Source organism: Wohlfahrtiimonas chitiniclastica (genome assembly GCF_002252325.1).
Lineage (GTDB): Bacteria > Pseudomonadota > Gammaproteobacteria > Cardiobacteriales > Wohlfahrtiimonadaceae > Wohlfahrtiimonas > Wohlfahrtiimonas chitiniclastica.
The window spans coordinates 308,174-334,947 of the sequence record NZ_NEFL01000002.1 but is presented as its reverse complement, the minus strand read 5'-3'; the positions used below and the strand labels follow the sequence as shown (position 1 = coordinate 334,947).

26 protein-coding genes and 1 riboswitch are annotated in these 26,774 nt (G+C 44.5%); of the genes, 9 read left to right on the top strand and 17 right to left on the bottom strand.

Features of this window, described 5'->3' with window-relative positions:
- Nucleotides 1–22: 22 nt before the first annotated feature.
- From B9T10_RS06875 to B9T10_RS06865, 3 genes are all read left to right on the top strand, one after another.
- Complete coding sequence (locus B9T10_RS06875; protein WP_094492909.1) at nucleotides 23–2,344, top strand: NADP-dependent malic enzyme; 2,322 nt, start codon at nucleotides 23–25, stop codon at nucleotides 2,342–2,344.
- A gap of 115 nt (nucleotides 2,345–2,459) precedes the next feature.
- Nucleotides 2,460–3,158 (top strand): peptidoglycan DD-metalloendopeptidase family protein, encoded by a 699-nt coding sequence (locus tag B9T10_RS06870; RefSeq protein ID WP_094492910.1) that lies wholly within the window; start codon nucleotides 2,460–2,462, stop codon nucleotides 3,156–3,158.
- Between the two features lie 117 nt (nucleotides 3,159–3,275).
- Nucleotides 3,276–3,707 carry a TOBE domain-containing protein gene (locus tag B9T10_RS06865; RefSeq protein WP_008315742.1) on the top strand — a complete coding sequence of 144 codons (432 nt, stop codon included), beginning with the start codon at nucleotides 3,276–3,278 and terminating at the stop codon, nucleotides 3,705–3,707.
- A gap of 52 nt (nucleotides 3,708–3,759) precedes the next feature.
- Here B9T10_RS06865 and panC read toward each other — a convergent pair whose 3' ends face one another.
- Both panC and panB read right to left on the bottom strand, forming a co-directional pair.
- On the bottom strand, nucleotides 3,760–4,587 hold the full coding sequence (gene panC / locus B9T10_RS06860; RefSeq protein WP_094538134.1) for a pantoate--beta-alanine ligase: 828 nt from the start codon (nucleotides 4,585–4,587) through the stop codon (nucleotides 3,760–3,762).
- A 9-nt stretch (nucleotides 4,588–4,596) separates the two neighbouring features.
- A complete protein-coding gene (panB, locus tag B9T10_RS06855; RefSeq protein ID WP_063504184.1) occupies nucleotides 4,597–5,388 on the bottom strand; it encodes a 3-methyl-2-oxobutanoate hydroxymethyltransferase in 792 nt (263 codons plus the stop codon).
- A gap of 83 nt (nucleotides 5,389–5,471) precedes the next feature.
- On the opposite strand from panB, the gene B9T10_RS06850 reads away from it, so the two are divergent.
- Entirely contained in the window at nucleotides 5,472–6,410 is a 939-nt protein-coding gene (locus tag B9T10_RS06850; RefSeq protein WP_008315745.1) for an arsenic resistance protein, read from the top strand.
- 41 nt (nucleotides 6,411–6,451) lie between these two features.
- Here B9T10_RS06850 and B9T10_RS06845 read toward each other — a convergent pair whose 3' ends face one another.
- Genes B9T10_RS06845 through B9T10_RS06830 form a run of 4 tightly spaced genes read right to left on the bottom strand, consistent with a single transcriptional unit; the run spans nucleotide 6,452 to nucleotide 9,337 of the window.
- Nucleotides 6,452–7,219 carry an ABC transporter ATP-binding protein gene (locus B9T10_RS06845; protein ID WP_094491615.1) on the bottom strand — a complete coding sequence of 256 codons (768 nt, stop codon included), beginning with the start codon at nucleotides 7,217–7,219 and terminating at the stop codon, nucleotides 6,452–6,454.
- On the bottom strand, nucleotides 7,212–8,057 hold the full coding sequence (locus B9T10_RS06840; RefSeq protein WP_008315747.1) for an ABC transporter permease: 846 nt from the start codon (nucleotides 8,055–8,057) through the stop codon (nucleotides 7,212–7,214). Before B9T10_RS06840 ends, B9T10_RS06845 begins: the two co-directional genes overlap by 8 nt.
- Nucleotides 8,058–8,063: 6 nt before the next feature.
- Entirely contained in the window at nucleotides 8,064–9,032 is a 969-nt protein-coding gene (locus tag B9T10_RS06835) for an ABC transporter substrate-binding protein (protein WP_008315748.1), read from the bottom strand.
- A gap of 20 nt (nucleotides 9,033–9,052) precedes the next feature.
- Entirely contained in the window at nucleotides 9,053–9,337 is a 285-nt protein-coding gene (locus B9T10_RS06830; protein WP_008315749.1) for a YerC/YecD family TrpR-related protein, read from the bottom strand.
- Nucleotides 9,338–9,632: 295 nt separating this feature from the next.
- Here B9T10_RS06830 and B9T10_RS06825 point away from each other — a divergent pair, with 295 nt between their 5' ends.
- Nucleotides 9,633–10,988: an MFS transporter gene (locus B9T10_RS06825; protein ID WP_094538133.1), complete on the top strand. Its 1,356-nt coding sequence runs from the start codon at nucleotides 9,633–9,635 to the stop codon at nucleotides 10,986–10,988.
- A gap of 32 nt (nucleotides 10,989–11,020) precedes the next feature.
- Here the strand turns inward: B9T10_RS06825 and B9T10_RS06820 are convergent, their stop codons facing one another.
- On the bottom strand, nucleotides 11,021–11,956 hold the full coding sequence (locus tag B9T10_RS06820; protein WP_063455613.1) for a LysO family transporter: 936 nt from the start codon (nucleotides 11,954–11,956) through the stop codon (nucleotides 11,021–11,023).
- 160 nt (nucleotides 11,957–12,116) lie between these two features.
- Here B9T10_RS06820 and B9T10_RS06815 point away from each other — a divergent pair, with 160 nt between their 5' ends.
- The 3 genes from B9T10_RS06815 (at nucleotide 12,117) to glnA (ending at nucleotide 14,654) form a co-directional block, all read left to right on the top strand.
- Entirely contained in the window at nucleotides 12,117–12,800 is a 684-nt protein-coding gene (locus tag B9T10_RS06815; protein WP_094538132.1) for an AzlC family ABC transporter permease, read from the top strand.
- Entirely contained in the window at nucleotides 12,801–13,139 is a 339-nt protein-coding gene (locus B9T10_RS06810; RefSeq protein ID WP_008315760.1) for an AzlD domain-containing protein, read from the top strand.
- 102 nt (nucleotides 13,140–13,241) lie between these two features.
- Complete coding sequence (gene glnA, locus B9T10_RS06805) at nucleotides 13,242–14,654, top strand: type I glutamate--ammonia ligase (protein ID WP_008315761.1); 1,413 nt, start codon at nucleotides 13,242–13,244, stop codon at nucleotides 14,652–14,654.
- 56 nt (nucleotides 14,655–14,710) lie between these two features.
- On the opposite strand, the gene queE is transcribed toward glnA, so the two are convergent.
- The 5 genes from queE to B9T10_RS06780 all read right to left on the bottom strand — a co-directional run bounded on the left by queE (nucleotide 14,711) and on the right by B9T10_RS06780 (nucleotide 20,201).
- Complete coding sequence (gene queE, locus B9T10_RS06800) at nucleotides 14,711–15,418, bottom strand: 7-carboxy-7-deazaguanine synthase QueE (RefSeq protein WP_094538131.1); 708 nt, start codon at nucleotides 15,416–15,418, stop codon at nucleotides 14,711–14,713.
- Nucleotides 15,415–15,840: a 6-carboxytetrahydropterin synthase QueD gene (gene queD / locus B9T10_RS06795; RefSeq protein ID WP_094538130.1), complete on the bottom strand. Its 426-nt coding sequence runs from the start codon at nucleotides 15,838–15,840 to the stop codon at nucleotides 15,415–15,417. The genes queE and queD overlap by 4 nt, the downstream gene beginning before the upstream one ends.
- A complete protein-coding gene (queC, locus tag B9T10_RS06790) occupies nucleotides 15,840–16,502 on the bottom strand; it encodes a 7-cyano-7-deazaguanine synthase QueC (protein ID WP_179220634.1) in 663 nt (220 codons plus the stop codon). Before queC ends, queD begins: the two co-directional genes overlap by 1 nt.
- Before the next feature lie 4 nt (nucleotides 16,503–16,506).
- A riboswitch (PreQ1 riboswitch) is annotated at nucleotides 16,507–16,551 on the bottom strand.
- A gap of 84 nt (nucleotides 16,552–16,635) precedes the next feature.
- Nucleotides 16,636–17,895, bottom strand: coding sequence for a sodium/glutamate symporter (gene gltS / locus B9T10_RS06785; protein ID WP_008315765.1), 1,260 nt, complete (start codon nucleotides 17,893–17,895; stop codon nucleotides 16,636–16,638).
- Between the two features lie 86 nt (nucleotides 17,896–17,981).
- Complete coding sequence (locus B9T10_RS06780; RefSeq protein ID WP_063455607.1) at nucleotides 17,982–20,201, bottom strand: NADP-dependent isocitrate dehydrogenase; 2,220 nt, start codon at nucleotides 20,199–20,201, stop codon at nucleotides 17,982–17,984.
- A gap of 143 nt (nucleotides 20,202–20,344) precedes the next feature.
- Between B9T10_RS06780 and B9T10_RS06775 the strand changes: the two genes are divergently transcribed.
- Nucleotides 20,345–20,893: a hemerythrin domain-containing protein gene (locus tag B9T10_RS06775; protein WP_094538128.1), complete on the top strand. Its 549-nt coding sequence runs from the start codon at nucleotides 20,345–20,347 to the stop codon at nucleotides 20,891–20,893.
- A 21-nt stretch (nucleotides 20,894–20,914) separates the two neighbouring features.
- Here the strand turns inward: B9T10_RS06775 and gatB are convergent, their stop codons facing one another.
- Genes gatB through B9T10_RS06750 form a run of 5 tightly spaced genes read right to left on the bottom strand, consistent with a single transcriptional unit; the run spans nucleotide 20,915 to nucleotide 26,771 of the window.
- Nucleotides 20,915–22,357, bottom strand: a complete 1,443-nt coding sequence (gene gatB / locus B9T10_RS06770) for an Asp-tRNA(Asn)/Glu-tRNA(Gln) amidotransferase subunit GatB (RefSeq protein WP_281463880.1) — start codon at nucleotides 22,355–22,357, stop codon at nucleotides 20,915–20,917.
- A 14-nt stretch (nucleotides 22,358–22,371) separates the two neighbouring features.
- A complete protein-coding gene (gene gatA, locus B9T10_RS06765; RefSeq protein ID WP_008315771.1) occupies nucleotides 22,372–23,817 on the bottom strand; it encodes an Asp-tRNA(Asn)/Glu-tRNA(Gln) amidotransferase subunit GatA in 1,446 nt (481 codons plus the stop codon).
- Nucleotides 23,818–23,848: 31 nt separating this feature from the next.
- Nucleotides 23,849–24,139 (bottom strand): Asp-tRNA(Asn)/Glu-tRNA(Gln) amidotransferase subunit GatC, encoded by a 291-nt coding sequence (gene gatC, locus B9T10_RS06760; RefSeq protein WP_008315773.1) that lies wholly within the window; start codon nucleotides 24,137–24,139, stop codon nucleotides 23,849–23,851.
- Nucleotides 24,136–24,342 carry a cbb3-type cytochrome oxidase assembly protein CcoS gene (gene ccoS, locus B9T10_RS06755; protein ID WP_008315774.1) on the bottom strand — a complete coding sequence of 69 codons (207 nt, stop codon included), beginning with the start codon at nucleotides 24,340–24,342 and terminating at the stop codon, nucleotides 24,136–24,138. The genes gatC and ccoS overlap by 4 nt, the downstream gene beginning before the upstream one ends.
- Nucleotides 24,339–26,771 carry a heavy metal translocating P-type ATPase gene (locus B9T10_RS06750; protein WP_094488850.1) on the bottom strand — a complete coding sequence of 811 codons (2,433 nt, stop codon included), beginning with the start codon at nucleotides 26,769–26,771 and terminating at the stop codon, nucleotides 24,339–24,341. The genes ccoS and B9T10_RS06750 overlap by 4 nt, the downstream gene beginning before the upstream one ends.
- Between the last annotated feature and the right edge of the window lie 3 nt (nucleotides 26,772–26,774).

Sequence of the window (26,774 nt, the reverse complement as noted above, 5' to 3'; positions counted from 1 at the left end):
TTTAACACATTCTGGAGGAATCATGACAACCAACGATAAAGCACAAAAAGAGATAGAGTTTAGAAAAGCGGCTCTCAATTATCACCGTTTTCCTAAACCTGGTAAAGTGGCGGTTGTTCCCTCAAAACCCGTGAGTGATCAACGCGACCTTTCCCTCGCTTACTCACCGGGTGTTGCCTATCCTTGTGAGGAGATTAAAGCAAATCCCTTAGCCGCCCTTGATTACACTGCAAAAGGTAATTTAGTGGCGGTTATTTCTAATGGGACCGCTGTTTTAGGCTTAGGTAATATTGGTGCCCTTGCCGGTAAACCTGTGATGGAAGGCAAAGGCGTCCTCTTTAAAAAATTTGCGGGCATTGATGTGTTTGACATTGAAGTGGATGAACAAGATCCACAAAAATTCATTGAAGCGGTGGCAAGTTTAGAGCCCACCTTTGGTGGCATCAACTTAGAAGACATCAAAGCGCCTGAATGCTTTGAGATTGAAGCGGCATTAAAAGCGCGCATGAACATTCCTGTGTTCCATGATGATCAACACGGCACCGCCATCATCGTGGCCGCTGGCATTATGAATGCCTTAAAATTGGTGAATAAACCGATTGAATCTGTGCGCTTAGTGTGTAGTGGCGCAGGTGCTGCTGCCCTTGCCTGTTTAAACTTATTGGTCTCCCTTGGCCTTAAAAAAGAGAATATTTTGGTGTCTGACATCGATGGCATCATCAATACGCGCCGCCCTGAAGAGACTTTAAATCAATACAACAAAGTCTATCAACAAGAAACGCCGCACAACACCTTAGCCGATGCCATTTGTGATGCAGACATTTTCTTAGGTTTATCTGCGCCGCGCGTGTTAAAGCCTGAAATGGTGAAAACAATGGCGCCGAACCCAATTATTTTTGCCCTTGCCAATCCTGAGCCAGAAATTCGCCCAGAATTGGTGTTAGAAGTTCGCCCAGATGCCATCATGGCCACAGGTCGCTCAGATTATCCTAACCAAATCAACAACGTATTGTGCTTCCCATTCTTGTTCCGCGGCGCATTAGATTGTGGTGCCACAGAAATCAACGAAGCCATGAAAATTGCATGCGTCAATGCCATTGCCCGCCTGGCGCAACAAAGCGCAAGCATCAACATGCCGCATTCCCGTAAAGGCATGACGGCAAAATTTGGCAAAGACAGCATCATCCCAAAACCTTTTGATTCGCGCCTCATCATTGAATTGCCAGTCGCTGTTGCCAAAGCTGCCATGGAGTCTGGCGTGGCTAAGCGCCCGATTGAGGATTTAAACGAATACCGCCAACATTTAACTTCGCTCGTGTATCGTTCATCCATGATCATGAAGCCTTTATTTGATGAAGCGAAACACAATTACCGCACCATCGCCTATGTGGAAGGTGAAGATGAGCGCGTATTGCGTGCTGCTGAAATCATCTTCAATGAACAATTGGCCAACCCTGTGTTGGTGGGTCGTGCGGAAGTGATTCAAGCAAAATTGGCAGATTTATCCATCACTTTACCCACAAAAGTCTTGGGACGTGAAGACACCATCAGCCGCACCAATCGCGATTACGTACAGATCATCGATTACCGTGATCCGCCGCATTTAACCGAGTGCCATCAAGCCTATTATGCCAAAATGTGCCGCAAAGGTTTAACGTCTGATTGGGCGTATCACCGCTTACAAATGCGCCCAAATGTGTTAAGTGGCATGTTGCTTGATCAAGGTTTCATTGATGGGATTGTGGCGGGTACATTGGGTCAATATCAAAACCATTTAGAGCACATTACCGATACTGTGGGCTTAAAAGATGCCAATCAAGCGCCTTCAGCCGTGAGTTTATTGCTTTCATCAGAAGGCCCGCTCTTTTTCACGGATACACATGTCACCGTCAATCCATCAGCAGCGCAACTCGCTGACATTACATTGGCCGCCACAAAAATTGTAGAGCGTTTTGGGTTAACGCCAAGCGTTGGGCTGATTTCTCACTCAAACTTTGGTTCTGCGGATACAGAATTCTCCCGTAAAATGCGTGAAACCTTAGCCATTTTACAAGAGAAAGCACCCACATTGGCGGTCGATGGCGAGATGCAACCTGAATTGGCGCTCTTTAAACATCATCGTGATGAATATTTGCCCACCAATCATTTAGCGAACAATGCTAATTTATTTGTATTCAATAATATTGATTCTGCAAACGTGACGTACAACTTTGCCAAATCCATTACGCAAAGCGTGGTGGTTGCCCCGATTTTAACGGGCTTTGCCAAACCTGTACAGATCCTCACGAACATTGCCACAGTGCGCCGTGTGGTGAACATCACCGCGATTTGCGCCACTGAGTAATGGCTCAGAATCATTAGGATGTTCGCAAAATTAATCCTTTACAATCTCAGTTAAAGTGGTTATTTTGCGAACTTGTTTAAATTTTTGGAAGACTCATAAAAAGACAATGAAATCTATGCGTACAACCCTCATCGTTCCGTTCATGTTAGTGATTGCTGCCTGTTCTAGCCATGGTGTGTATACCGTTCGCTCTGGCGACTCTTTAAACAGCATTGCCAATCGTTACAATCTTTCGGTCGCTGAGTTAAGTCGCATGAATAACATTTCTAACCCCGATCACATTCGGGTGGGTCAACAATTGAAGATCAGAGGCGGTGCTAAAGTGCGTGACGGTCGCGCGGTGGCATCGACTCAAACATCAACTTACAAGCCGAATAAAACAACGGCGGCTTCTGATCATACGATTAAAGCGCCAAGCACATATAACAATCAACCGATCCCCAAAATGGGTGGCTGGCATAAGCCAACACAAGGTAAAGTGGTGCGGAATTTTAATCCGAATTTACCAGGTCACAAAGGCATTCAGATTGCCGGCAATCTCAATCAACCCGTCACCAGTGCCAACAATGGCCAAGTGGTGTATGCAGGTGTTGGCAGCGGCGGATTTGGGCAATTGGTCATCGTTAAGCATTCTAACAATGTTTACACCGCCTATGGCTATTTATCTTCTATCTCTGTGCGTGAAGGTGAACGCGTAAAAAGTGGTCAGCAAATTGGCACCATGGGTAAAAGTTCAGAGGGGCGTAATATCCTCCATTTTGAAATTCGTGTGAATGGATCCCCAATCAATCCAACACGTTATGTGAAATTTTAATTTCGCGCGCCCGCATTTTTAGGGCTATCTTCCGGCCTGCGAGATGGTGTATGATTTCAAATGCGTTCGATCAAAGAACCATTAAAAGTACAACATAAGTAAAGTAAGGAAGGAAACATGAAAACAACAGCACGCAACCAATTTACAGGCACCATCGAAGCCATCCAAACAGGGGCGACCAATGATGAAGTGATCATTGACATCGGCCATGGCTTAGAAATCGTCGCGGGCATTACACAAGGCAGCACTCGTCGTTTAGACTTATCTGTCGGTCAAGAAGTGATCGCACTCATCAAAGCGCCATGGATCATCCTCGCTGAAGACACGGATGAATATGAATTCTCAACACGCAATCAATTCAGTACGACAGTCTCTGCTGTAAAAACAGGCGCTGTTAACAGCGAAATCTTTGTCAAAACTGAAGAAGGCATTGAGCTTGTGGCCATCGTGACCAATGAAAGCGTTGAAAATTTAGATCTTAAAGAAGGTCAAAAAGTTAAAGCCCTCTTTAAAGCACCACACGTTATTTTAGGCGTCAAAAAAGCATAATCAAAAAAAGCATATCTCGCTTGAGATATGCTTCTGTGTCCATCACATACTGTTAAATTCTTAAATTATCTAATAAACGCGTTGCCCCGATTTTCGCAGCCGCCAAGACAATTAAATTGCCTGTGCGCGCACTTGCCACGGCCAATGTATCCGCATCACGAATGGATAAATAATCCACCTGCCAACCTTTGGCATTTAAATGATCCATAGCCTTTTGCTCAATCGCACGTAAATCGTCATCACTCTCTAAAATCGCCGCACGCACAGTGTGCAAACACTCAGACAATTCGATGGCTTGGGCTTTCTCCTCAACAGATAAATAACCATTGCGACTCGAGAGCGCTAAACCATTTTCATCACGTTTAATGGGCACAGAGATGATCTCTACCGGGACATTGAGTTCATTGACCATCTCTTTAATAATGTGCAGCTGCTGAAAATCCTTCTCCCCAAAGCATGCACAATCTGGCGTAACGATGTTAAACAGTTTTGTCACAACGGTGGTCACACCATTAAAATGCCCTTCACGGGTTGCGCCGCACAGCTCATTTTGAATGTTTGAAGGCACCACACGCACAGATTGCACGCTGAATGGATACATCTCTTTCGCGCTTGGAGCAAACACCGCCGTCACGCCTGCTTTGGCCAATTTTTCACAATCAGCTTCGAGCGTGCGCGGATAACTGCCAAAGTCCTCATTTTCGCCAAACTGAATGGGATTGACGAAAACGGAGACAATCACATGATCCGCCGCCGCTTTTGCACGCTCAACAAGGGACAAATGCCCATCGTGCAAATTGCCCATTGTGGGCACTAAAGCCACGGATGATAATGTTTGACGAAGGGCGCGCAACTCTTTAATGGAATGGATGATTTTCATGTAATCCTCTTATGCTTCAAATGTATGAATGGATTCAGGAAAAGTCCCCGCTTTAACCGCCGCAATGTATGATGATATGGCGGCTAAAATGGAATCTTGACCCTGTAAGAAATTTTTCGCAAATTTCGGTGGTTTCGGATAAATGCCGAGTAAATCTTGTAACACCAAAACTTGTCCATCGCAATCTTTACCCGCCCCAATGCCAATCACGGGAATGCTTAAAGCCGCTGTCACGGTCTTTGCCAAAGGCGCCGGAATGCACTCTAATACCAACAACGCAGCGCCGGCAGCTTCATGGGCTTTTGCTGCGGTCAATAATGCTTCTGCTGCGCTTTCATCCCGTCCTTGCACACGATAACCACCAAGGGTATTGACGGATTGCGGTGTTAAACCTAAATGCGCACACACAGGAATGGAACGCGCCGTTAAATATGCGGTTTTCTCCACTTGATGCATACCACCTTCTAATTTCACCATGTGTGCGCCTGCCTTCATTAAGGCGGCTGCATTTTGATACGCGCTGATGGCATCGGCTTCATACGTGCCAAAAGGTAAATCGGCGAGCAATAATGCCGTTTGATTGCCCCTTGCCACATTTTGTGTGTGATAAATCATCTGCTCTAAGGTGACAGGCAATGTACTCGTGTGCCCTTGAACCGTCATGCCCAATGAATCGCCAATCAATAAAATCTCAACGCCTGCGGTTTCCATCACGCGGGCAAACGATGCGTCATAACACGTCAGCATAGTGATTTTTTCTTGCTTCGCCTTCAACTGTTTCAATGTGGTCACTGTAATCATGATCATTCCTACTTGATAAAAGGAGCTTGATTATAACGCCGCTCACAAAAAGTGCTATCCTTGAATCATTTAGGAGCCACTCTGTGCAAGCTCAACTCGAACGATCTCAAGTGAGTATTTATCTCATCACCCTTAGCATTGCCGTTTTGGTGGGTTTATCTATGCCCGTCAATCTAATGGATGCTTTACCCATCGCGCTTGGCATCCTCATGTATGGGATGTTTGTGCAGATTCCTTTTTTAAAATTCCTCGATATTTTAAAAGCGCCACGTTTTTTATGTGCGATTTTGCTCAGTAACTTTGTAATCATTCCGCTTGTCTTGAGTGTGGTTTTCCCCTATTTTCCTGATCATCCTGCCCTACAATTTGGCATTGTATTGGTGTTACTGACGCCTTGTATTGATTATGTCGTGGTGTTCACAACCCTTGGCAAAGGCGATGGCAAATTGATGCTGGCCGCGACGCCAATTTTATTGATCCTGCAAATACTGCTGTTACCCATTTATATTTATCTATTTTTAGGGCAAAGCTTTGTGGCTGCGCTCTCCATTCAGCCCTTTGTGGAATCGTTTTTTGTCTTAATGTTATTGCCTTGCGTTGCGGCTATCCTTGTGCAGAGCACACAACAGCATCGATGGAGTCAAATCACGCAATCCATTTCTAATGCTTTGCCCGTACCGCTGATGGCGCTTGTGTTGTTCATCATTGTGAGCAGCAATATTACTGTGGTGGTGGCAGATTTAACATTATTGCAACAATTGATCCCCATTTATATTGGATTTATGGTGATCATGTTCCTCATTAATCTCATGCTTGGGCGATCATTTAAATTGCCCTCCAATGAACTTCGCACAGTGATTTATAGCGCAGGCACACGCAATTCACTGGCGGTATTGCCCTTTGCCTTAGCGTTGCCAAGCGAATGGGTGCTGATTGCCATCACCGCAATTGTCACACAAACCTTGGTGGAACTTGTGGGCGAACTCATCTATGTGCGCATCACGCCAAAGATTCATGGATAAAAAAAGCCCTGCAATGCAGGGCAACTTTATGAACAACGGGATTATACATCCGCAAAGTCTGCTTCAAACATCCCCGCCAATGCAGGCGCTGAAATGTTTTGCTTCTCTTGACGGGTAAACGTTTTTAAGAACTGACCATTTTTAAGGAGCATCGTGCGATCGCCATATTCAATGGCGTGATGCATGTTATGGGTGATCATTAAACAGGTTAAATCGGAGTCTTCCACAATTTTGTTGGCCAAGTACATCACCGTTTCCGCAATTTTCGGATCAAGGGCAGCGGTGATTTCATCTAAAAGTAAAATCTTAGAATCTGCCAAAATCGCCATGATCAAACTCAACGCTTGGCGCTGCCCGCCTGATAAATTCATCACGGAATCGGATAAGCGATCCTCAAGCCCCATGTTCAATAACGATAAACGATCTTGGAAAAATTCACGCTGAGCTTTGCCATTGAAAAATTGCAAGCCTCTGAATTTTCCACGCTTAGCAGCAAATGCCATGTTTTCTAAAATCGTCATGCGTTCCATGGTGCCCACACGCGGATCTTGCATCACAATCGACACGTCTTTTGCGCGCTTTTGTTGGGATGCATTCGTCACATCCACATCATCAATCAAAATGCGACCTTTAGCAGGCTTCATAAAACCTGAGATCACATTAAACAATGTAGATTTACCCGCGCCATTGCCGCCAATGATGACGGAAAATTCGCCTTTTTTCACTTCAAGATTTAGGTTAGAGAGCACTTCTCGCTCAAGCTTTGTGCCTTTTGCCACAACCACATCGATGGATTCTAATTTAAGCATTTTTACGTCCCGGCATTGCCATAATCACCACAATCAATAAACCTGCAATCAAGTTAAAGTCTGAGGTTTGAAGGTGTAAGAATTCAACGTTTAAAGCCACCGATGTCACCACGCGATATGCAATTGAACCAATGACGCAGCTCAATAATTTCACCCAAAGGGAGCGAAATGGCAAGATCTTCTCACCGATGATCACCGCAGCAAACCCTGCAATGATCGTCCCAATGCCTGAGGTTAAATCCCCAAAGCCTTGCTGCTGAGAGAACAATGCGCCGCCAAGGGCAATCAAACCATTGCCGAGCGCCACGCCTAAAATGATCATCCATTTAACATTCACGCCACCATTTAAGCATAAACGCTTATTTTGACCGATGGCGCGCAGTGATAAACCTAGATTGGTGCTCAAAAACCAAGTGAACACCGCCACAAGCACAATGGCAATGATGGCTAAATAGATCAGTGGTGAGAAGGTGAAAATCGTCGTTTTACCCAGCAATGAAATGTTAGGAATGCCGCCCATCACATGGATATTGACGGAATAGAGCATAAATGCCACCAAAATCCCCGCCAATAAATCCGTCACTTTAAAATAGCAATTTAAAATGCCTGTGACAGAACCTGCAAGCATGCCGCCTGCAATCGCCATCAAAAGTGAAAAATAGGGATTGTATCCATATTTAATCATCACGCTTGAAATGGCAGCGCCTAACACAAAACTACCATCGCAGGTTAAATCTGGGAAATCAATCACGCGAAACGTTAAATAGATCCCCATCCCGACGATCCCATAGATGAGCCCTAAAATCAGGCTCATCTCCAACTCATACATACTGATCATGCAACATTAATCCTTTTTGATGATTTTTGCAGCTTTCGCTGTCACGGCTTCTGGGAATGTGTAGCCCAATTTATCTGCCGCATCTTGGTTGATGTAAAGCTCTAAACCACTTGGGAAACCCACATCAATGGTGTTGATGTCTTTACCATCTAACACATCGGCGATCATTTCTGCAGTGTCTAACCCTAAATCATATTGATTAGGACCAAGGGCAGCCAATGCGCCTAATTCAACCGCATCTGTATCTGCCACAAACACAGGTTTTTTCTCTTTTGTTGCCGCCATGACGATGCTTTCAAGCGCTGCTAAAGCAGTGTTGTCACCATAAATGAAGAGCGCATCTGTTCTGCCCGCTAAGCGTGTGGCGGCTTGTGGTACGTCTGAGGTTTTATTCACAGCTTGCTCAACAATCGTTAAGCCCAATTGTTTGGCTGCTTTTTGTACATCATCTAACTGCTGAATGGAGTTCGCTTCTGCAGGATTATAGATAAAGCCAATGGTTTTAAGGTTTGGCAATAACTCTTTAAACAATTCAAACTGTGGCACCACATCCACTTTGTTGGACATGCCCGTCACATTGCTGTTTGAGCCTGATAATTTGGTCACTAAACTTGCCGTTAATGGATCAGTAATGGAGGAGAAAATCATTTTGGTTTTCCCTTCATTGGCAGCTTTGACTAAGCTTTGGGCTGATGTTGTGCCAATGCCCACCGTCACATCTGCTTTTTGGCTCACAAATTTAGAGGAAATTTGGCTGGCTAAGGCAATGTTACCTTGCGCAGATTCCACGCGATAATCTAAATTTTCACCCACTTTATAACCGCGTTTTTCTAAGCCATCTTTAATGCCACGCGCCGTTTGATCTAATGCCGGGTGCTCGACGATTTGGTTCACATAAACTTTTTTCATCTCAGCATATGATGCACCGAATAAAGTCACCATACCAAGCGCTGCTGCCAATACTGTCTTTTTCATTCCATACTCCTGATGTTTAATTATGCCTGATCAATCTTTGCCAAAACGGCGGTGTAACCATTGTTATTTTCATCTTTTAAGAAGCGTGCAACACGCCCAATTGTGGTCAAACTTGCCCCAGTGAGGGCATGAATTTCACGGTATGAATATTGCTCTTTTGCCAACAAGCGACACACACGCCAGCGCTCCACAAATGCGGCATATTCATTGGGCGTACAAAGATCACGTAAAAAAGCGTTCATGCTTTCTGCATCCTCTATCGTCAATAATGCGTCACATAAGGCTTTATAATCTTCATTTTTCATACTCGAAACTCCCAATCAAACTGTACTACCATGATAGTACAGTTTGCTCTTTTGTCAATTTATTTTCATCATTTTTATGGAGAGACTTGCAATTATTTCAGAACAATTGTACAAAAGATGACATGAACAAAATGATTGCACTGGTTTATTTCTTTTATTTCTATTACTTCAAGCCCTGCGGGACTCGGAGCTTTTTTGTGATGCAGAAATAAAACCACACAATTTTTCCGAAACCCGCCAAATGGCGGGTTTTTTATTACCACCACTATAAAAATCATCAAAAAAGGAGTCACCCATGAGTGAAATCGCTCAGCCCATATCCAGGCGTCAGCCATTGACAAAAGAGGATAAGAAAACCCTCTCACTTTCTGCATTAGGCGGAACCTTAGAATTTTACGACTTTGTCATCTATGCCCTCTACATTGAAACGGTGGTCAAACCCCTATTTTTACCTGCCGACCTTGCCGCAGGCTTTTGGGGCGATATTTTTGCATGGGGTGGCTTTGCTGCCGGTTACTTAGCACGCCCGATTGGTGGCGTTGTGATGGCGCACTTTGGCGACACTTTAGGGCGCAAAAAAATGTTCACCCTCAGCATTTTTATGATGGCCATCCCGACATTATGCATTGGCATCATGCCCACATATGAAACCATTGGCATCTTTGCCCCCATATTATTGATCCTCTTTCGCGTGTTACAAGGCGCTGCCATTGGTGGTGAAATGCCGGGCGCTTGGGTGTTCATTGCTGAACATGCCCCAAAAAAACATTACGGGCTTGGCATTGGCATTTTAACGGGTGGCATTGCCGGCGGGATTTTATTGGGCTTTTCCATCTCCCTTGGCATCGACATCATCTATGCGGACAATAAAGCGGCCATCACCGATTACGCTTGGAGAATTCCATTCATTATTGGCGGGATTTTGGGCTTAGTGGCGGTATATTTGCGCCGTTTTTTATCAGAAACCCCTGTGTTCCAAGAAATGGCAAAAAAACGTGCATTGTCCAAAGAGATTCCGATTGTTGCCGTTGTGAAAAAGCACCGTTTGGCTTGCTTATTAACGGGTTTACTCACATGGTCATTGTCAACAACGGTCATGCTTGGGATTTTATTTACACCTGTTAAAGTATTGCAAGGCATTTATGGGATGGATCCCCTCATTACACGCGCATCCGGCTTAGTGGCGGCTGTTTTCATTGTCATTGGCTGCGTGGTGTGTGGCATGATGGAAGATCGCATCAAAACGCGTCAAGCCTCACTCTTCTTTTGGGGCGGATTGATCATAAGTTCTGCCGTATTTTACACCACATTGATGTACAACCCATCTGTGCCATTGATGATGACGTTATACGCAGTGATGGGATTTTTTGCAGGTTGCACATCATTACCACCGATCATTGCCACACGCATGTTCCCGCCGGCGATTCGTTTTAGCGGATTATCCTTTGCTTACAACATCTCTTATGCCATTTTCAGTGCATTGACACCTGCAATTGCCATTGCCCTACTTAAAATGACACCGATGGGCGTTGCGTACTACTTATGGTTCATTGCGGCATTGGCCATCGTCATTGCCTTTATACCGTTAGCCTACAAAGGTTGGCAGGTAGAAGATGAGGCTGCACCCCTTGCGGCTGCGCCTGCACTGTAATTCCACACAAAACCTACGGCAACGTAGGTTTTTTATTGCGCTAAGCTGCCAAAAAAGACCAAGAAAAAGGGCGCCACTAAATTGATGATGAACCCAAAGCTGATGGCGATGGGCACCACTTTGATGCCGCCTGTTTTTTGGATTAACGGCAACACAAAATCTAAAGATGTTGCCCCGCCCGACGCCACCGCAGATAGTGGATAACGTGCCATTAAAAGCGGAATCACCGCAAAAGCAAAAAACTCACGAAAGAGATCATTAAAAAAGGCGATGCTGCCCACGGTGGGCCCTAAGCTTTTTTGCAACACGCTTGCGGACAATGAATACCAGCCAAAGCCTGAACTGATCGCTAGCCCTTCTAACACTGGGCGACCATTGAACCATGCGGCGATAATGCCGCCCACAAAAGAAGAGATGATCACCGCCACACTCAAAATCAAACCATAACGATTGAGAAAAACAGCCTTCAAACCAATGCCATTGCTGCGAAGCTGAATGCCCACAAACAATAACAACAGCATCAAAGCGCCCTGCCCAAGCACATCGTTGATCACCTTAAAATCGTGCATCGCCAAAATATTGAGGGCTAAAATCCCTTGCCCCACAAAAATCCCTGCCACAATTGCGCCAAGGAGCTTTGCGGCATTCCAAACAAGCCCCCAAGTTGAGGTTTGATAATCCGCGGCCTTTTGCGTTGTGACAGGCAAGGCACGATCTAAATAGATGCAAAACAGAAGATTCATCCCCAAAATACAAACGATGTAAATTGCCGTTTGCCAGAGAATGTTACCAAGTTCACTGTTGAGGTTTTCCATCGTGGCCAAGCTTAACCCCATCACAAAAAGAATCAAATAGATCAGGATCATTAGGCTGTGGTCAATCAGCTTCAAAAGTGTTTTCGAGCGCACCACCGTAAAAAAGCCAATGAATAACGGCGCTAAAATCCACAGCAAGTTAAGCAACATCATGATGAATCAACCCATCAAAAAAACAGAATCACAAAGAGTAGCAGACATCTTGCTCAGTTGCCAATGCGTCAATGCTATACAACCCCCACAATCTCTTATAGAATCATGCGCATCAATTGAACATAACAATAAAATTCAACCACTGACAAATGAGGATATTATGGAACGCTCCACATGGAGAGAGGCACTGAAAGTCTCAACGCCTGTTGCAATGGGTTACATTCCTGCAGCCATGGCTTTTGGCGTATTATCAAGCGCCGCGGACATTCCCGCATGGATCTCAATTTTCATCAGCATCACTGTCTTTTCAGGTGCGGCTCAATATGCGGCAATTCAGCCCGTTGCCATGGGTGCATCCGTGTTAGATTTAGCCATCAACACATTTGCCATTAACCTTCGTCACATTTTTTATGCGCTGCCTTTAATGGATGCATTGCCTGACTCAAAACTCAAGCGCACCTACTGTCTCTTTTGCCTCACCGATGAAGCATTTTCATTGATGACAACCTTGCCAAAGGAGAAACAAAAATCCCTCTTTTTAAAAATTGCCACCTGCGTACACAGTTATTGGATCACGGGGACCATTTTAGGCGTCATGGCTGGCCATAAACTTGGGCAATGGATTCCGAATTTAGAATTTGCCCTCACCTGCCTATTTGTCATTTTGTGGTACGAACAATGGAAGCAGAAAAAAGTCCTTTATCCCATGTTGATTGCATTGCCTGCCTTTTTGATCGCTTATGTGCTCTTTCCAAAAGCATTATTGATCATCGCGCTTGTGATCACCATTGCAGGCATTTTGCTCCATTATGTCATGCAACAAAAACAGAAAGTGGAGGCTTAAATGTTACCGATTCCATTATTACTGATTGGCATTTTAGTGATGGGCGCGATCACCCTCATTCAGCGCGCTTTTCCAACGTTAGTGCCCCAGCGATTATTAAGGCAACGTTGGTTGGTGGCATTAAACTTTGCCTTGCCGATGGCGGTGATGACCATTTTAATCCTCAGCAGTTTAGATGCCTTTAGCCCAAATCCTGATCTTTTTAAAATTTTCTCAGAAGCCCTCGCCTTAGTCTTAGTTTTGCTATCATATATCCGCTTTGGCAATGTGTTCATTAGCCTTGCGGTGGGCATTGGTGCTTTAAATGGATTTTTAGCCCTCTTTGCGATGATGCAATGATGCCCATTTGAAAAGTTGCGAAAAGGCTGAAGAAATATTTGGCGGACCCTTCGCAATTTGATTACAATTAATTCTTTCTGCGCTCTTAAAAGGATGCTTATCATGTCTGAGTTTACTGCTTCTTCCATATTATCCTTCATTCAAGATGAAGAGGTGAAATACGTTGATTTACGCTTTACGGATATCAAAGGGTTAGAACATCATTTAACCGTGCCGGCACGCCAGATCAATGAAGATTTCTTTGAAGAAGGCAAAATGTTCGATGGCTCAAGCTTCAAGGGTTGGAAAGGCGTTGAAGATTCTGACATGATTTTGATGCCAGATCCTAAAACTGCACGCCTTGATCCTTTTTATAATCACAAAACATTGATGATCCATTGTGACATCGTGGAACCTTCCACATTGCAGCATTACTCAAGAGATCCACGCTCCATTGCAAAATTGGCACAAAATTACTTGGTATCCACAGGCATTGCGGATGATGCATTTTTAGGACCAGAAAACGAATTCTTCATTTTTGACAATGTGTCCTACAGCACAGAAATGGGCAATGTGGGTTACACAGTTGATGCTGAAGAAGCCTCATGGAACTCAGATTTAATGGAAAATAACCTTGCCCACAGAAATGGCGTACAAGGCGGTTATTCTCCGATTGCTCCGATTGATCGCTTACATGAATTGCGTGCAGAAATGTGCGAAATGATCGAAGCCCTAGGCATTGAAACAGAAGTACACCATCACGAAGTGGCAAGCGCAGGCCAATCTGAAATTGGTGTCAAATTCAATACTTTGGTGGCCAAAGCCGATGAAACGCAATTACTCAAATATGCCATCAAAAATACGGCGCACCAATATGGTAAAACTGCCACATTCATGCCAAAACCTTTGCACAATACCAGCGGCTCTGGCATGCATGTTCACATCTCTTTGATGAAAGATGGTAAAAACCTCTTTACCGGTGAAAACTACGCGGGATTGTCAGATACCGCTCTTTACTTCATTGGCGGCGTGATTAAGCATGCTCACGCGCTCAATGCCTTCACCAACCCATCAACGAACAGCTATAAGCGTTTAGTGCCTCATTTTGAAGCACCTGTGATGTTGGCTTATTCAGCAAAAAACCGCTCTGCTTCCATCCGCATTCCATACATCAATAACCCGAAAGCACGCCGCATTGAAGTGCGCTTCCCGGATTCCACTGCCAACCCTTATTTAGCATTTGCAGCGTTATTGATGGCGGGTTTAGATGGCATTCAAAACAAAATTCACCCAGGTGAAGCGATGGATAAAGATTTGTATGATTTGCCAAAAGAGCAATTACAAGACATTCCACAAGTGTGCTTTAGCTTAGAAGAAGCCATCAAAGCATTAGATGCAGATCGCGCCTTCTTAAAACAAGGCAATGTTTTCAATGATGATTTCATTGATGCGTACATTGCGCTCAAAACAAAAGAGTATGAATATGTGAACCGCATTCCACATCCTGCGGAATTTGAGTTGTACTATTCACTCTAAGTTAAATCTTCCAACAAAAAAGGCGCTCAATGCGCCTTTTTTATTTGCTGTACAAACTAAACGCCGCGGCGATTGCCCCAAAGCAGCGCATGCATTTGCGGCAGTACACGCACATTTTTAAGCACAGTCGAACGCATCACTTCATCCACAAGCACCGCATAGCGCTTGAGTAAATGGAGCGATGTATTTGCTTCATCTGCCTCCAATGTTTGATCATTGCCCGCTTGTACAAACATCGGGAGATGCGGATAACGCTGATGGATCATCTCTGCATAGAGTAAATCCATGCGATCAAACACCACCACTTTCAGGGAGACATTGCGCCCTTCAAGCTCTGCAATCATCTGATCAAGCACTTTAAAATTTGTATTCATGCCACTTGACGGCGGCTTTGGGGAAATCGTCACTTCATCAATAAACTTAAGCCCCTCATTCCAATGGGAGCCTTGCGTCTCAATCGCTGTTTGATAACCTGCATCATTCAATGCCAATACCAATTGATCAAGCCCTTTATACAAAGCAGGATTGCCACCGCTGATGGTGACATGATCCACTTGATCCTCATGCAATTGATTGACAGCATCAATGATCATCGGAATTGTCATCACATCGGGTTTCATAGAACCATCCCATGTGAATTTAGAATCACACCATACACATTGATAATCACATGCCGCTAGGCGAATGAAGCAAGTTTTTCGCCCAATGACCATTCCTTCGCCCTGCACTGTTGGGCCAAAGATTTCTAAGACGGGAAAATTCATGCAAAATCCTCCGCACATGGCAAATAACGCACATAACTGGTGGGCGTTTCTCGCACCAAAATCTGAACGCAGCGCGGCTGATTGTCTAACTGATTCAAATGATCCTGAATGCGGCGCCAAATGCGCTCTGCCACAATTTCTGTGGACGGCGGCGCGCTGTTAAAATCCGCATGATCATTCAATAACGTATGATCATACTCACCGTGCACCAAATGCTTGAGGGTTTGGAAATTCACCAAAAATCCGCACTCATCCAATTGATCACCCACAATGGTGACATTGGCAAAATAGGTGTGGCCATGCACGCGCTGACACACGCCCGCAGATTCATTGGGAATGAAATGGGCAGCGGCAAAGTGCATGTCTTTATTGAGCTCATAACGAAAGGCATGCGTCACAGTTGGGTAAAATTGCTGTAGCATTATGCCTCCCCTTTTGATTTTTTAGCTAAATAGGTTTCTAGCCCATTTTGACGCAAAACACAGGCAGGACATTTTCCGCAGCCCGCTGCCGGAATGCCTTCATAGCATGTGAGCGTATGATCTCTGACAAATTCAAACGCCCCTAATTCATCTGATAAAGCCCAAACAGCCGCTTTATCGCGCCACATTAATGGCGTATGAATTTCAAAGGGGGCTTCCATGGCTAAATCTAGCGTGACATTGAGTGATTTAACAAACTGATCCCGACAATCTGGATAACCGCTGAAATCCGTTTCACTGACGCCCACCACAATGTGTTTGGCATCCTTTTGATAAGCCACCATCGCTGCAATGGAGAAAAATAGATGATTACGACCAGGTACGAATGTTGAAGGCAATTCACCTTCTGCCATTTCAATGGCAACATCTGGCGATGTTAATGCATTTTTGGTGAGTTTTTGAAACAGATCCAACTCAATGGATAACCATTGAACCCCAAGCATTTCTGCAATCGCTTTTGCATGCTGAACTTCGTTGCTGTGTCTTTGTCCGTAATCAAAAGTCAAGGCAATGACTTCTTTGAATTGTTTTTGTGCCCAAAATAGACAGGTTGTACTGTCCTGACCGCCACTGAAGACGACGATCGCACGATCTTTATTCACAATGATCTCCTTAGTTTTTTATAGAGGGTTGCGCTAGAACCTCTGCTCATTAGCGTTTGCATAGTATAGCAATCTCCATAAAAAAAGCCATTGAAGTTCCCCTCAATGGCTCAAAGTCAATGAATTGACACAGTTATGGTGTTGGTACCGCCGTCAACATACTGGTGAACATTGGCAATTTCAAGAAGCCTTGAATCACAATCACGTTCACAAGATCGATGAAGAATGCGCCCACCATTGGCACCACGATGAAGGCAACTGGTGCAGGACCATATTTTTCTGTCACCACCTGCATGTTTGCAATCGCAGTTGGCGTTGCCCCCATACCAAAGCCACAGTGACCGGCGGACAATACAGCCGCAGTATAATCGCTACCCATTAAGCGGTAGGTCACAAAGATTGCATACATCGCCATCACAACAGTTTGTACAGATAAAATCACCAACATTGGAACTGCCAATGTTGCCAAATCCCATAATTTCAAGCTCATCAATGCCATGGCTAAGAAGAGGGATAAACAGACGTTACCTGCAATGGAAACCGCGCGTTCAAAGATTTGATAACTTGGCACAAAGTTCACTAAGTTGCTGATGATCACACCTACGAACAATACGCATACGAACGTTGGCAATTCAACCGCTGTGCCTTTCAATAAACCTGCAATCGCCGTCCCTGCGCTTAAACAGATGGCAAGCATTGCGATGGTTTCTAACATGGAAGAGGCTGTGATTGCACGGCGAATCGTTGGGCGATCAAATGCTGTTAAGCTGTCTGCGCTGGCCGTTGGGTCAATTTCCACTTGATCCGGTTTACGATTAATGAGGAAACGTGCAATTGGCCCACCGATCAATCCACCTAACACCAAACCAAAGGTTGCACAAGCCATCGCAATTTCAGTGGCGGAGGTAAAGCCATATTTTTCAGCAAAGGTTGCACCCCAAGCAGCGCCCGTACCATGACCACCTGATAAAGTGATGGAGCCTGCCAATAAGCCTAATAATGGATTTTGATCCAATGCTGTTGCTAAACCCACACCCACAGCATTTTGGATGATCAATAAGCCCACCACGCCAATTAAGAAGATCGCGATCATTTTGCCGCCCGCCATCAATTGCTTGATGTTTGCGTTCAAACCGATGCTCGCAAAGAACATGAGCATTAAAGGATCTTTCAAACTTTGGTCAAAGTTGATCTGAATGCCCTGAAAACTTCTCAAAGCAAACAACGCCAGTGCGGCTAACAAACCACCTACAACAGGCGATGGAAGGGTTAAACGATTGAAGATCGCTAAACGCTTCGTTAAAAAACTCCCCAATAACAACACTAAGCTTGCACAAAGCAACGTGTTATAAATATCCACTGGGATTTCTGTTATAGTTTTCGCAGCTTCCAAAATGTACCTCCAATAAATAAAAAGCCACTACGCCATTTTCATAGCATAGTGGCGGCGGCAGACATTCTACCTTAAATTTTTATAAATTATAAGCTTGTAACATATTGATTTAAGGTAATACTTGGGCGCATCAAGGAATTCAATGCTTTATCTGTTGGCAAGTAATAACCTTCAATCTCTTGATTTGGCGTTTGTGCATCGATCAATTCTTTCACAATTTTCGCTTCATTTGTAGCTAAATTGTTGTAGAACTCTGTGAATACTGCTTTCAATTCAGGATCTTCATCTTGGTTTGCCAATGCTTTTGCCCAGTACAAAGTCAAATAGAAATGAGAGCCACGCGTGTCTAATTGACCTGGGCGTGATTGTGGGGATTTATTTTCCACTAAGTATTCAGCATTCGCAGCTTCTAAGGCTTTTGCGATCACAGCAGCACGTTGATTGTCATTCGTGCGCGCTAAATGATGCAAAGATTCTGCCAACGCCATGAATTCACCGAGTGAATCCCAACGTAAGTGACCTTTAGCTAAATAATCTTCCACCAATTTAGGGGCAGAACCGCCCGCGCCTGTTTCAAATAAACCGCCGCCTTGCATTAAAGGTACGATCGATAACATCTTCGCAGATGTGCCCAACTCTAAAATTGGGAATAAATCTGTTAAGTAGTCGCGCAATACGTTACCCGTCACAGAGATCACATCTTTACCCGCACGGATCAATTCCAACGTTTTTTTCGTCGCTTTTTCAGGGGATAAAATCGTGATGTCTAAACCGTTAGTATCGTGATCTTTCAAATATGTTTCCACTTTTTTGATGAGCTCACGATCATGGGCACGATTTTCATCCAACCAGAAGATTGCAGGCATGCCAGATAAACGCGCACGCGTCACAGCTAATTTCACCCAATCTTGGATCGGTGCATCTTTCACTTGGCACATGCGGAAAATATCGCCCGCTTCAACCGCTTGGCTCATCAATACATCGCCCGCTTGATTGATCACTTTAACGGTGCCATTGTCAGCCATTTCAAATGTTTTATCGTGCGAACCATATTCTTGTGCTTTTTGCGCCATCAAGCCCACGTTTGGCACAGTGCCCATGGTGGTTGGATCTAATGCGCCGTTCTCTTTACAATCATCCACCGTCACTTTGTAAATGGATGCATAGCAACGATCAGGAATCATCGCAATGGTATCGGCTTGCTGACCATTTTTATCCCACATTTTACCGCCTGAACGGATCATCGCTGGCATGGACGCATCGACGATCACATCAGATGGCACGTGGAAGTTTGTGATGCCAAGATCAGAGTTCACCATCGCTAAATCAGCCGATGCATCAATGATGGCTTGGATGTCTGCTTTGATTTGAGCTTCTTTGGCGTGACCTGCGATTTTTTGTGTCAAATCACCTAAACCGTTGCGCGCTGTGATGCCAAGCGCTTTGAATTCTTCAGCATATTTTGCAAATAATTCTTCAAAATAAACTTCGATCAATGCACCAAAAATGATGGGATCAGACACTTTCATCATCGTGGCTTTTAAGTGGGCAGACAACAATACACCTTCTGCTTTCGCACGTGCAATGGCATCTTTTGCAAAGGCTTTGAGTTTGTTCACATTCATCACAGATGAATCGATGATTTCACCCGCTTGAAGCGGTGCAAAATCTTTAAGCACTTTCGTTTCGCCTGCAGCATTTTCAAATACGATGCTGTATTCAGTTGCGGCATCAATCGTCACAGCTTTTTCTGAGCCATAGAAGTCGCCTTCTGTCATGCTCACCACATCTGTTTTAGAATCTTTCACCCATTGACCCATGGAATGTGGGTTTTTGCGCGCATATGCTTTCACAGCTTCTGGCGCACGGCGATCTGAGTTGCCTTCACGCAATACAGGATTCACGGCTGAACCTAAAACTTTTGCATACGCTTTTTTAATGGCCGCTTCTTCATCATTAGCAGGTGCTTCAGGATAATCAGGCACATTGTAGCCTTTAGCTTGAAGCTCTTTGATCGCACGTTTTAATTGTGGAATGGATGCTGAGATGTTCGGCAATTTCACAATGTTGGCTTCAGGAGATTTGGTTAAATCACCAAGCATCGCCAATGCATCATCAATGCGCTGCTCTTCTGTCAAACGCTCTGGGAACAATGCAATGATGCGACCGGCTAAAGAGATGTCCGTCAATTGCACATCAACATCTGCGTGTTTTACGATGGCTTGAACAATTGGTAAAAATGAGTATGTGGCCAAAAGTGGCGATTCGTCTGTCTTAGTATAAAAAATGGTGTTGCGATTGGTCATTTCTATCCTCCGTTATATGATGACGCACCTTAAAAAAATAGTTACACGTTAATATTTATTTACTTTACAATACATTTGTCTTTACAATATACGTTTAATGATTCAATTGCCCGCTTGATATTTAAAATGATCCTAAAATAGCCATGTTCAAACAATTCATCACCAAAACCATTCCTCATGAGAAGCTTTCCCCTGCGATGCTCACTGATCGTGCTTTTTCAGCAGATCAAACATCGACAAAGCATCTTCCCATTTTTGATGATTATAACCCAGATCTGATCGAAAATTTGACTAAAGAGCACAAAGAGATCCTCAAAACCTGTTTTATCATCGAACACTTAGCCTCTGAGCAAGAATGGGAAAAAACTCAAGCGGCCATGCAGTCCCTCTCACATCTTTTAAATCGACACTTGGATAAAGAAAATCATATTTTGTTTCAATTACTTGAAGATGCTTTAGAGGATGACAGCCAAGAAATTGAGATGGTGCAATACATTCGCCGTGACCTCAATCAATTGAGCATCAACCTCAGAAATTTCATTCATCAATATTGCAACATGCCACATGATGCCATCAATGGTTCGCAGTTTTGTAAAGAATTCGCATTGATGCTGCGCTACGTTGAACGGCGCATTGAACTTGAAGAGAGTGCCCTTTACCCTTTGTACGAAATCCTCTATAAAAAAACCTAGTCAATGACTAGGTTTAATTGTTTACTGTAATTTTTCTGCCATCAATGCATTGATCGCGGCAGGATCGGCCTTGCCCTTACTGAGCTTCATCACCTGCCCCACAAAGAAGCCAAGGAGTTTGGTTTGTCCACCCTTGTATTGCTCTACTTGTTTCGGGTTTTTCTCGATCACTTCATTGACCCAGCCTTCGATTGCGCCAGTGTCTGTCACTTGTTTTAAGCCTTCAGCCTCAATGACTTCATCGGCGGTTTTCGATGATTGCAGCATCAACTCAAACACTTTTTTCGCAATTGAGTTAGAGATGGTTTTATCGGCAATGCGCGTCAATAATCCAGCTAAACGATCGGCGGAAATCACAAAGGCATCAATGCTCACACCTTGTTGATTCAAGGTTGCCGACACTTCACCTAATAACCAGTTCGCCGTCATTTTTGGATCCGTGCCATTGGCCACCATTTGACCAAAGTAATCACACATCGCACGTGATTGCGTCAAAACAGATGCATCATATTCAGATAAACCATAATCACTGATCAAACGTGCTTGTAACACTTCTGGCAATTCCGGCAATGTTTCGCGCACTTTTTCGATCATCTCTTCGGTGACCACAATCGGCAATAAGTTCGGATCAGGGAAATAGCGATAATCGTTCGCTTCTTCTTTCGTACGCATGGAGCGTGTTTCATTTTTATCCGGATCATACAAACGCGTCTCTTGCACCACTTCACCGCCCGCTTCGATGATCTCGATTTGGCGTGCCACTTCATGATTGATGGCATCTTCAATGAAACGGAAAGAGTTGATGTTTTTGATCTCTGCGCGCGTACCAAAAGGCGTGCCCGGTTTATGAACAGAAACGTTGGCATCACAACGGAAAGAGCCTTCTTGCATGTTGCCATCGCAAATGCCAAGCCAAGTCACCAATTGATGCAATTGACGCAAATACTGAATCGCCTCTTTTGCAGAGTTAATGTCAGGCTCCGTCACGATCTCAAGCAAAGGCGTACCGGCACGGTTTAAGTCAATGCCCGTCATGCCGTACACTTCATCATGCAAGGATTTACCGGCATCACACTCCATATGCGCGCGGTTGATGCGAATTTTTTTCTCGCTGCCATCATCCGCCGTCACCATCAAGTGACCATTTTGTACAATCGGCAACGCCAATTGGCTGATTTGATAGCCCGTCGGTAAATCAGGGTAAAAATAGTTTTTACGCTCAAACACTGTTTTCGGTGCAATGTGTGCATTGATCGCTAAGCCCAATAAAATGGCTTTGTCCAACACCGCGCGGTTAAACACAGGCAATGTGCCCGGCATCGCTAAATCATAGAGGCTTGCTTGCGTATTAGGCTCAGCACCGTATTGAATGCTTGAACCGGAAAACAGTTTCGTTTGCGTTGTAAGCTGTGTATGTACTTCTAATCCAATGACAACTTCCCAAGTCATGGTCAATTCCTTTATTCTGCGTGGCTCAATTAATCCAAAGTTGGCAATTTAGTGTGCCAATCCGTCTCTTTTTGATAAGCATGTGCCACATTTAAGATTTTTCCTTCGTCAAATGCACGGCCAATGATCTGTAAACCCACAGGCAATCCCTCAACAAATCCTGCAGGAATCGACATGGCAGGTAAACCGGCTAAGTTTGCGCCCACCGTAAAGATGTCGCTCAAATACTCATTGGTGCCGCCTTTGCTGTCTTGTCTAAAAGGTAGATCAGGTGAGGTTGGCCCCATGATCACATCCACTTGACTCAACACAGAGTTGTAATCATTTGCCACAAGACGGCGCACTTTTTGTGCTTTGACATAATAAGCATCATACGCACTTGCACTTAAGGCATATGTTCCCATAAAGATGCGTTTTTTCACCTCTTCGCCAAAACCTTCGGCGCGGCTACGCATGTATAAATCTTGTAGATCTTGTGGATTTTCACAACGGTGGCCATAACGCACACCATCAAAACACGCCAAATTACTCGATGCTTCTGCCGGTGCAATGGTGTAATAGACAGGCACCACCACATCGGTATTTGGCAATGTGACTTCAACTAATGTTGCGCCCATCGCTTCGTACTGTTTTAATGCATTTTCAATCACGGCGGCAATTTTAGGGTCTAAATCTTTAGATAAAAACTCTTTAGGAATCCCGATGCGTAAACCTTCAATGGATTGATTGAGTAGATCTGAATATTTTGGCACAGCCACATGATGGGAGGTGGAATCTTTCGCATCATGCCCCGCCATCGCTTCAAACATATAGGCACAATCTTCTGCAGTTTTTGCAATCACGCCCGCTTGGTCAAATGAACACGCAAATGGAATCATGCCCCAGCGCGAAATGCGGCCATAGGTGGCTTTAATGCCTGTTAAGTTACAAAAGCTCGCTGGCTGACGGGTTGAGCCGCCAGTATCTGATGCCGTTGCCGCTAAAGCAAACCCTGCACTCACTGCCGCAGCTGAACCGCCTGAAGAGCCGCCTGCCACATGATCACGATTCCACGGGTTATGCACAGTGCCAAAGTGACTGGTGCGGTTACTGCCACCCATGGCAAATTCATCCATGTTCACTTTACCAAGCACCATGACGCCCGCTTGATCTAACTTTTCAACCACAGTGGCATCATATGGGGACACAAAGTTCTCCAACATTTTAGAGGCTGCCGTTGTTTTAATGCCTTTGGTGCAAAAGAGATCTTTATGAGCAATCGGAATGCCCGTCAGCATCTTTTGCTCACCTTTAGCGATCGCTTCATCGGCCTTTTGCGCTTGGGCTAAGGCATGATCATACGTTTTAGTGATGAAGCTGTTGATCTTTTGATCATGGGTTTCAATCTCTGTTTTGAAGTGCTCTAACACCTCAACGCTTGACACCTCTTTAGTATCTAGCGCTTCGCGTAATGCTTTAATGCTATAGTTTTTCATAATGCCTAAATTCTTTCGATGGATAAATGGGTTATTCGATCACTTTCGGAACGAGATACAAGCCTTTTTCAACGGCTGGCGCCACCACTTGATACTCATCACGGTGATTCGTTTCCGTCACCACATCGTCTCTAAAAGGTTGTGTACGATCAAATGGGTCACTCATCGGTTCGATATTCGTGGTATCCACACTTTGCAACTGATTGAGGATCGCTAATGTATTTTGTAACTTCTCTTCTAACATCGGCAATTCATCGTCACTGACGGCAATCTGTGCCAACGTCGCAATTCTCTTGATATCAGAGGCTTTCAATTGACTCATTTCTTTTCATCCTTCTCTTCTAAAGTCTTCTCTTCTTTGTCCACACCTATTCGATAATAATCATCATCTTCATCAAATAAAATGCGATGGGCAGGCCCTTCTAAATCATCAAACTGTTTAGAGCGCACCGCCCAAATAAATCCAATCGCTACGGCCACCAATAACAAGAATGATAGCGGCAGAAGAAAGTACAGAATTTTCACTCTTTGTCTCCTTCTCTGATTCTTAATGTGTTGCCGATGACGAGCAGTGAACTTAAGCTCATCCCAAGTGCTGCCATCCAAGGCAGAATAAAGCCCATCATCGCGGCAGGTAATAGCAGAATATTATATAGTAAAGCCCACGCGAGATTTTGAATAATTATTTTATGAGTGCGTTTTGCAACTTTTATGCCATCAAGGAGCGGCGTCAATTCTGTGGAATGCATCAAGATCATATCTGCCGTGGCTTGGGTTAAAAGTGCCCCTTGACCAATGGCAATCGAAACATCCGCTTGCGCTAAAACAGGCGCATCATTGATCCCATCGCCAAGCATCGCCACAATTTTTCCAGATTGCTGCAATGCTGTCACATACGCCAATTTATCCTCTGGCGTTTGATCCCCAAGGGCATGATCAATCCCTAAACGCTGATTCATGTGCTGCACCGTTTCTGTGCGATCGCCACTTAAAATGTGCAACGTATAACCGGCTGCTTTTAAGGATTCAATCACAGCGATGCTGTCAGATTTTAATTCATCTTTTAAGCAATAGAGCGCTAAAAGCTCTTCATTGCTGCCAAGTGCAATCCAAATGCCATCATCCAAATCATAATCACGGCTGGCATTGAACCAATCGACGCGCCCAATGCGATAATTGACGCCATCAATGTAACCTTCTAACCCTTTGCCCACGATGTTATCCACATCTGTCACGGTCAAAAGCACATCATCACGATGCCCTTTTTTAAAGGCAGAAGCGATCGGGTGATTCGAACTGGCCTCTAATGAACGGGCAATCAACATCAGTTGATCTTCTGAAAAGCGATCGGTTAATAACTGCGTTTTCACCAAGGTCAAATTGCCTTCTGTGAGGGTGCCTGTTTTATCAAACACAATGTCCGTCACTTGGGACAAAGCTTCAATCGTGCCGGAGCGCGTGCCAATCAATCCCTTTTCAATCATCACTTGATTTCCTGTGCTGATGGCAGAAGGCGTGGCAAGCGCCAATGCACACGGGCAAGAAACCACCAAAACAGAGAGCATCACTTCAAAGGCGCGCGCATCATCCACAAAGAGCCACGCTACATATGTACCAATACAGGCAGCAATCAAAATGAGCACAAACCAGGTCGAGACAAGGTCAGCGAGTTTGACAAACTTTGGCTTCTCGCTCATTGCACGCTCGATCATCAAGGTCATTTGTGAGAAAACGGTATCGCCACCCACTTTTGTCACCTTCATTAAAAGGGATTGCTCTTGATTGATCGCCCCGCCAATCACTTCATCATGGCGCTGCTTTTCGACAGGTAAACTTTCACCCGTTAATAACGACTCATCCACCCATGCAGTTTCTTGCAATAAAATGCCATCGGTTGGGATTGATTCACCGGGTTTAACACGCAATACATCGCCAATGTTGATTTGATTGACAGCAATCAGTTCACTTTGTCCATTACTGAGCATGCGCTCGGCAATGTGCGGCTTTAATTTTAACACGTGATCCGTCATCATTAAGGCTTTGTGGCGAGCATTCATCTCAATTAAGCGCGCGCCTAACAATAAAAAGCCAAACATGGTGACCGATTCAAAATAGATTTCGCCGACGTTAAATATTGTGTTCCAAATGCTCGCCAGCGTCCCTAAAATGATGGCCAGCGAGATGTTCACATTCATGGTCAGCCGCTTATTTTTCAAATCATAATAGGCAGATTTATAAAACGTCCAACTTGAATACGTCACGCATGGAATTGCCATAATGAAACTTGCCCAGCGCAAAATGAGGCGAGAGCCATCACTGATGCCATCATAGTGACCAAAATAAAGGCCAAAAGAGAACATCATCACTTGCATGGAGAAAATGGCGGCAACACCAAACTCTAACAATAAAGTTTGGCGTTCTGCTTTAAGTTTTTTCTGTTGCGTTTGCTCATCATACGGCGTTGCTTCATAGCCTAAATTATAAATGGCCAACAAGACCTTTGAGAGCTGCACTTGATCGGGATTGAATTCTAAATATGCGCGGTGCGTTGAATAGTTAATGTCAAACTTACGCACGCCCGGCAATTGCTTAATCTGATGCTCAATGAGCCACACACATGCTGCACACACAATGTTGTCAATGATGAGACTTAAGCGCGAAAGATTTTCATCCCCTTGTGTTTGCGAAGAGACAAATTGCTTAGCAATCTCAGGATGATCATAAAAACTGAGCTCATCACGCAGCTCCTTTGGCACCAAATCACCAATGGAATCTGGGCGCAATGCAGCCTCTGTACGAAATTCATAGTAATGCAATAATCCTGAATCACGGATCATCTCACAAACGGCTTTACAGCCTGAGCAACACATCGGCTGCGGTTGATCCTTGATGGTGACATAAAAAGGGGCATCACCATGAATCGGCTGCGTACAGTGGAAACATTGTGTGGACATAGA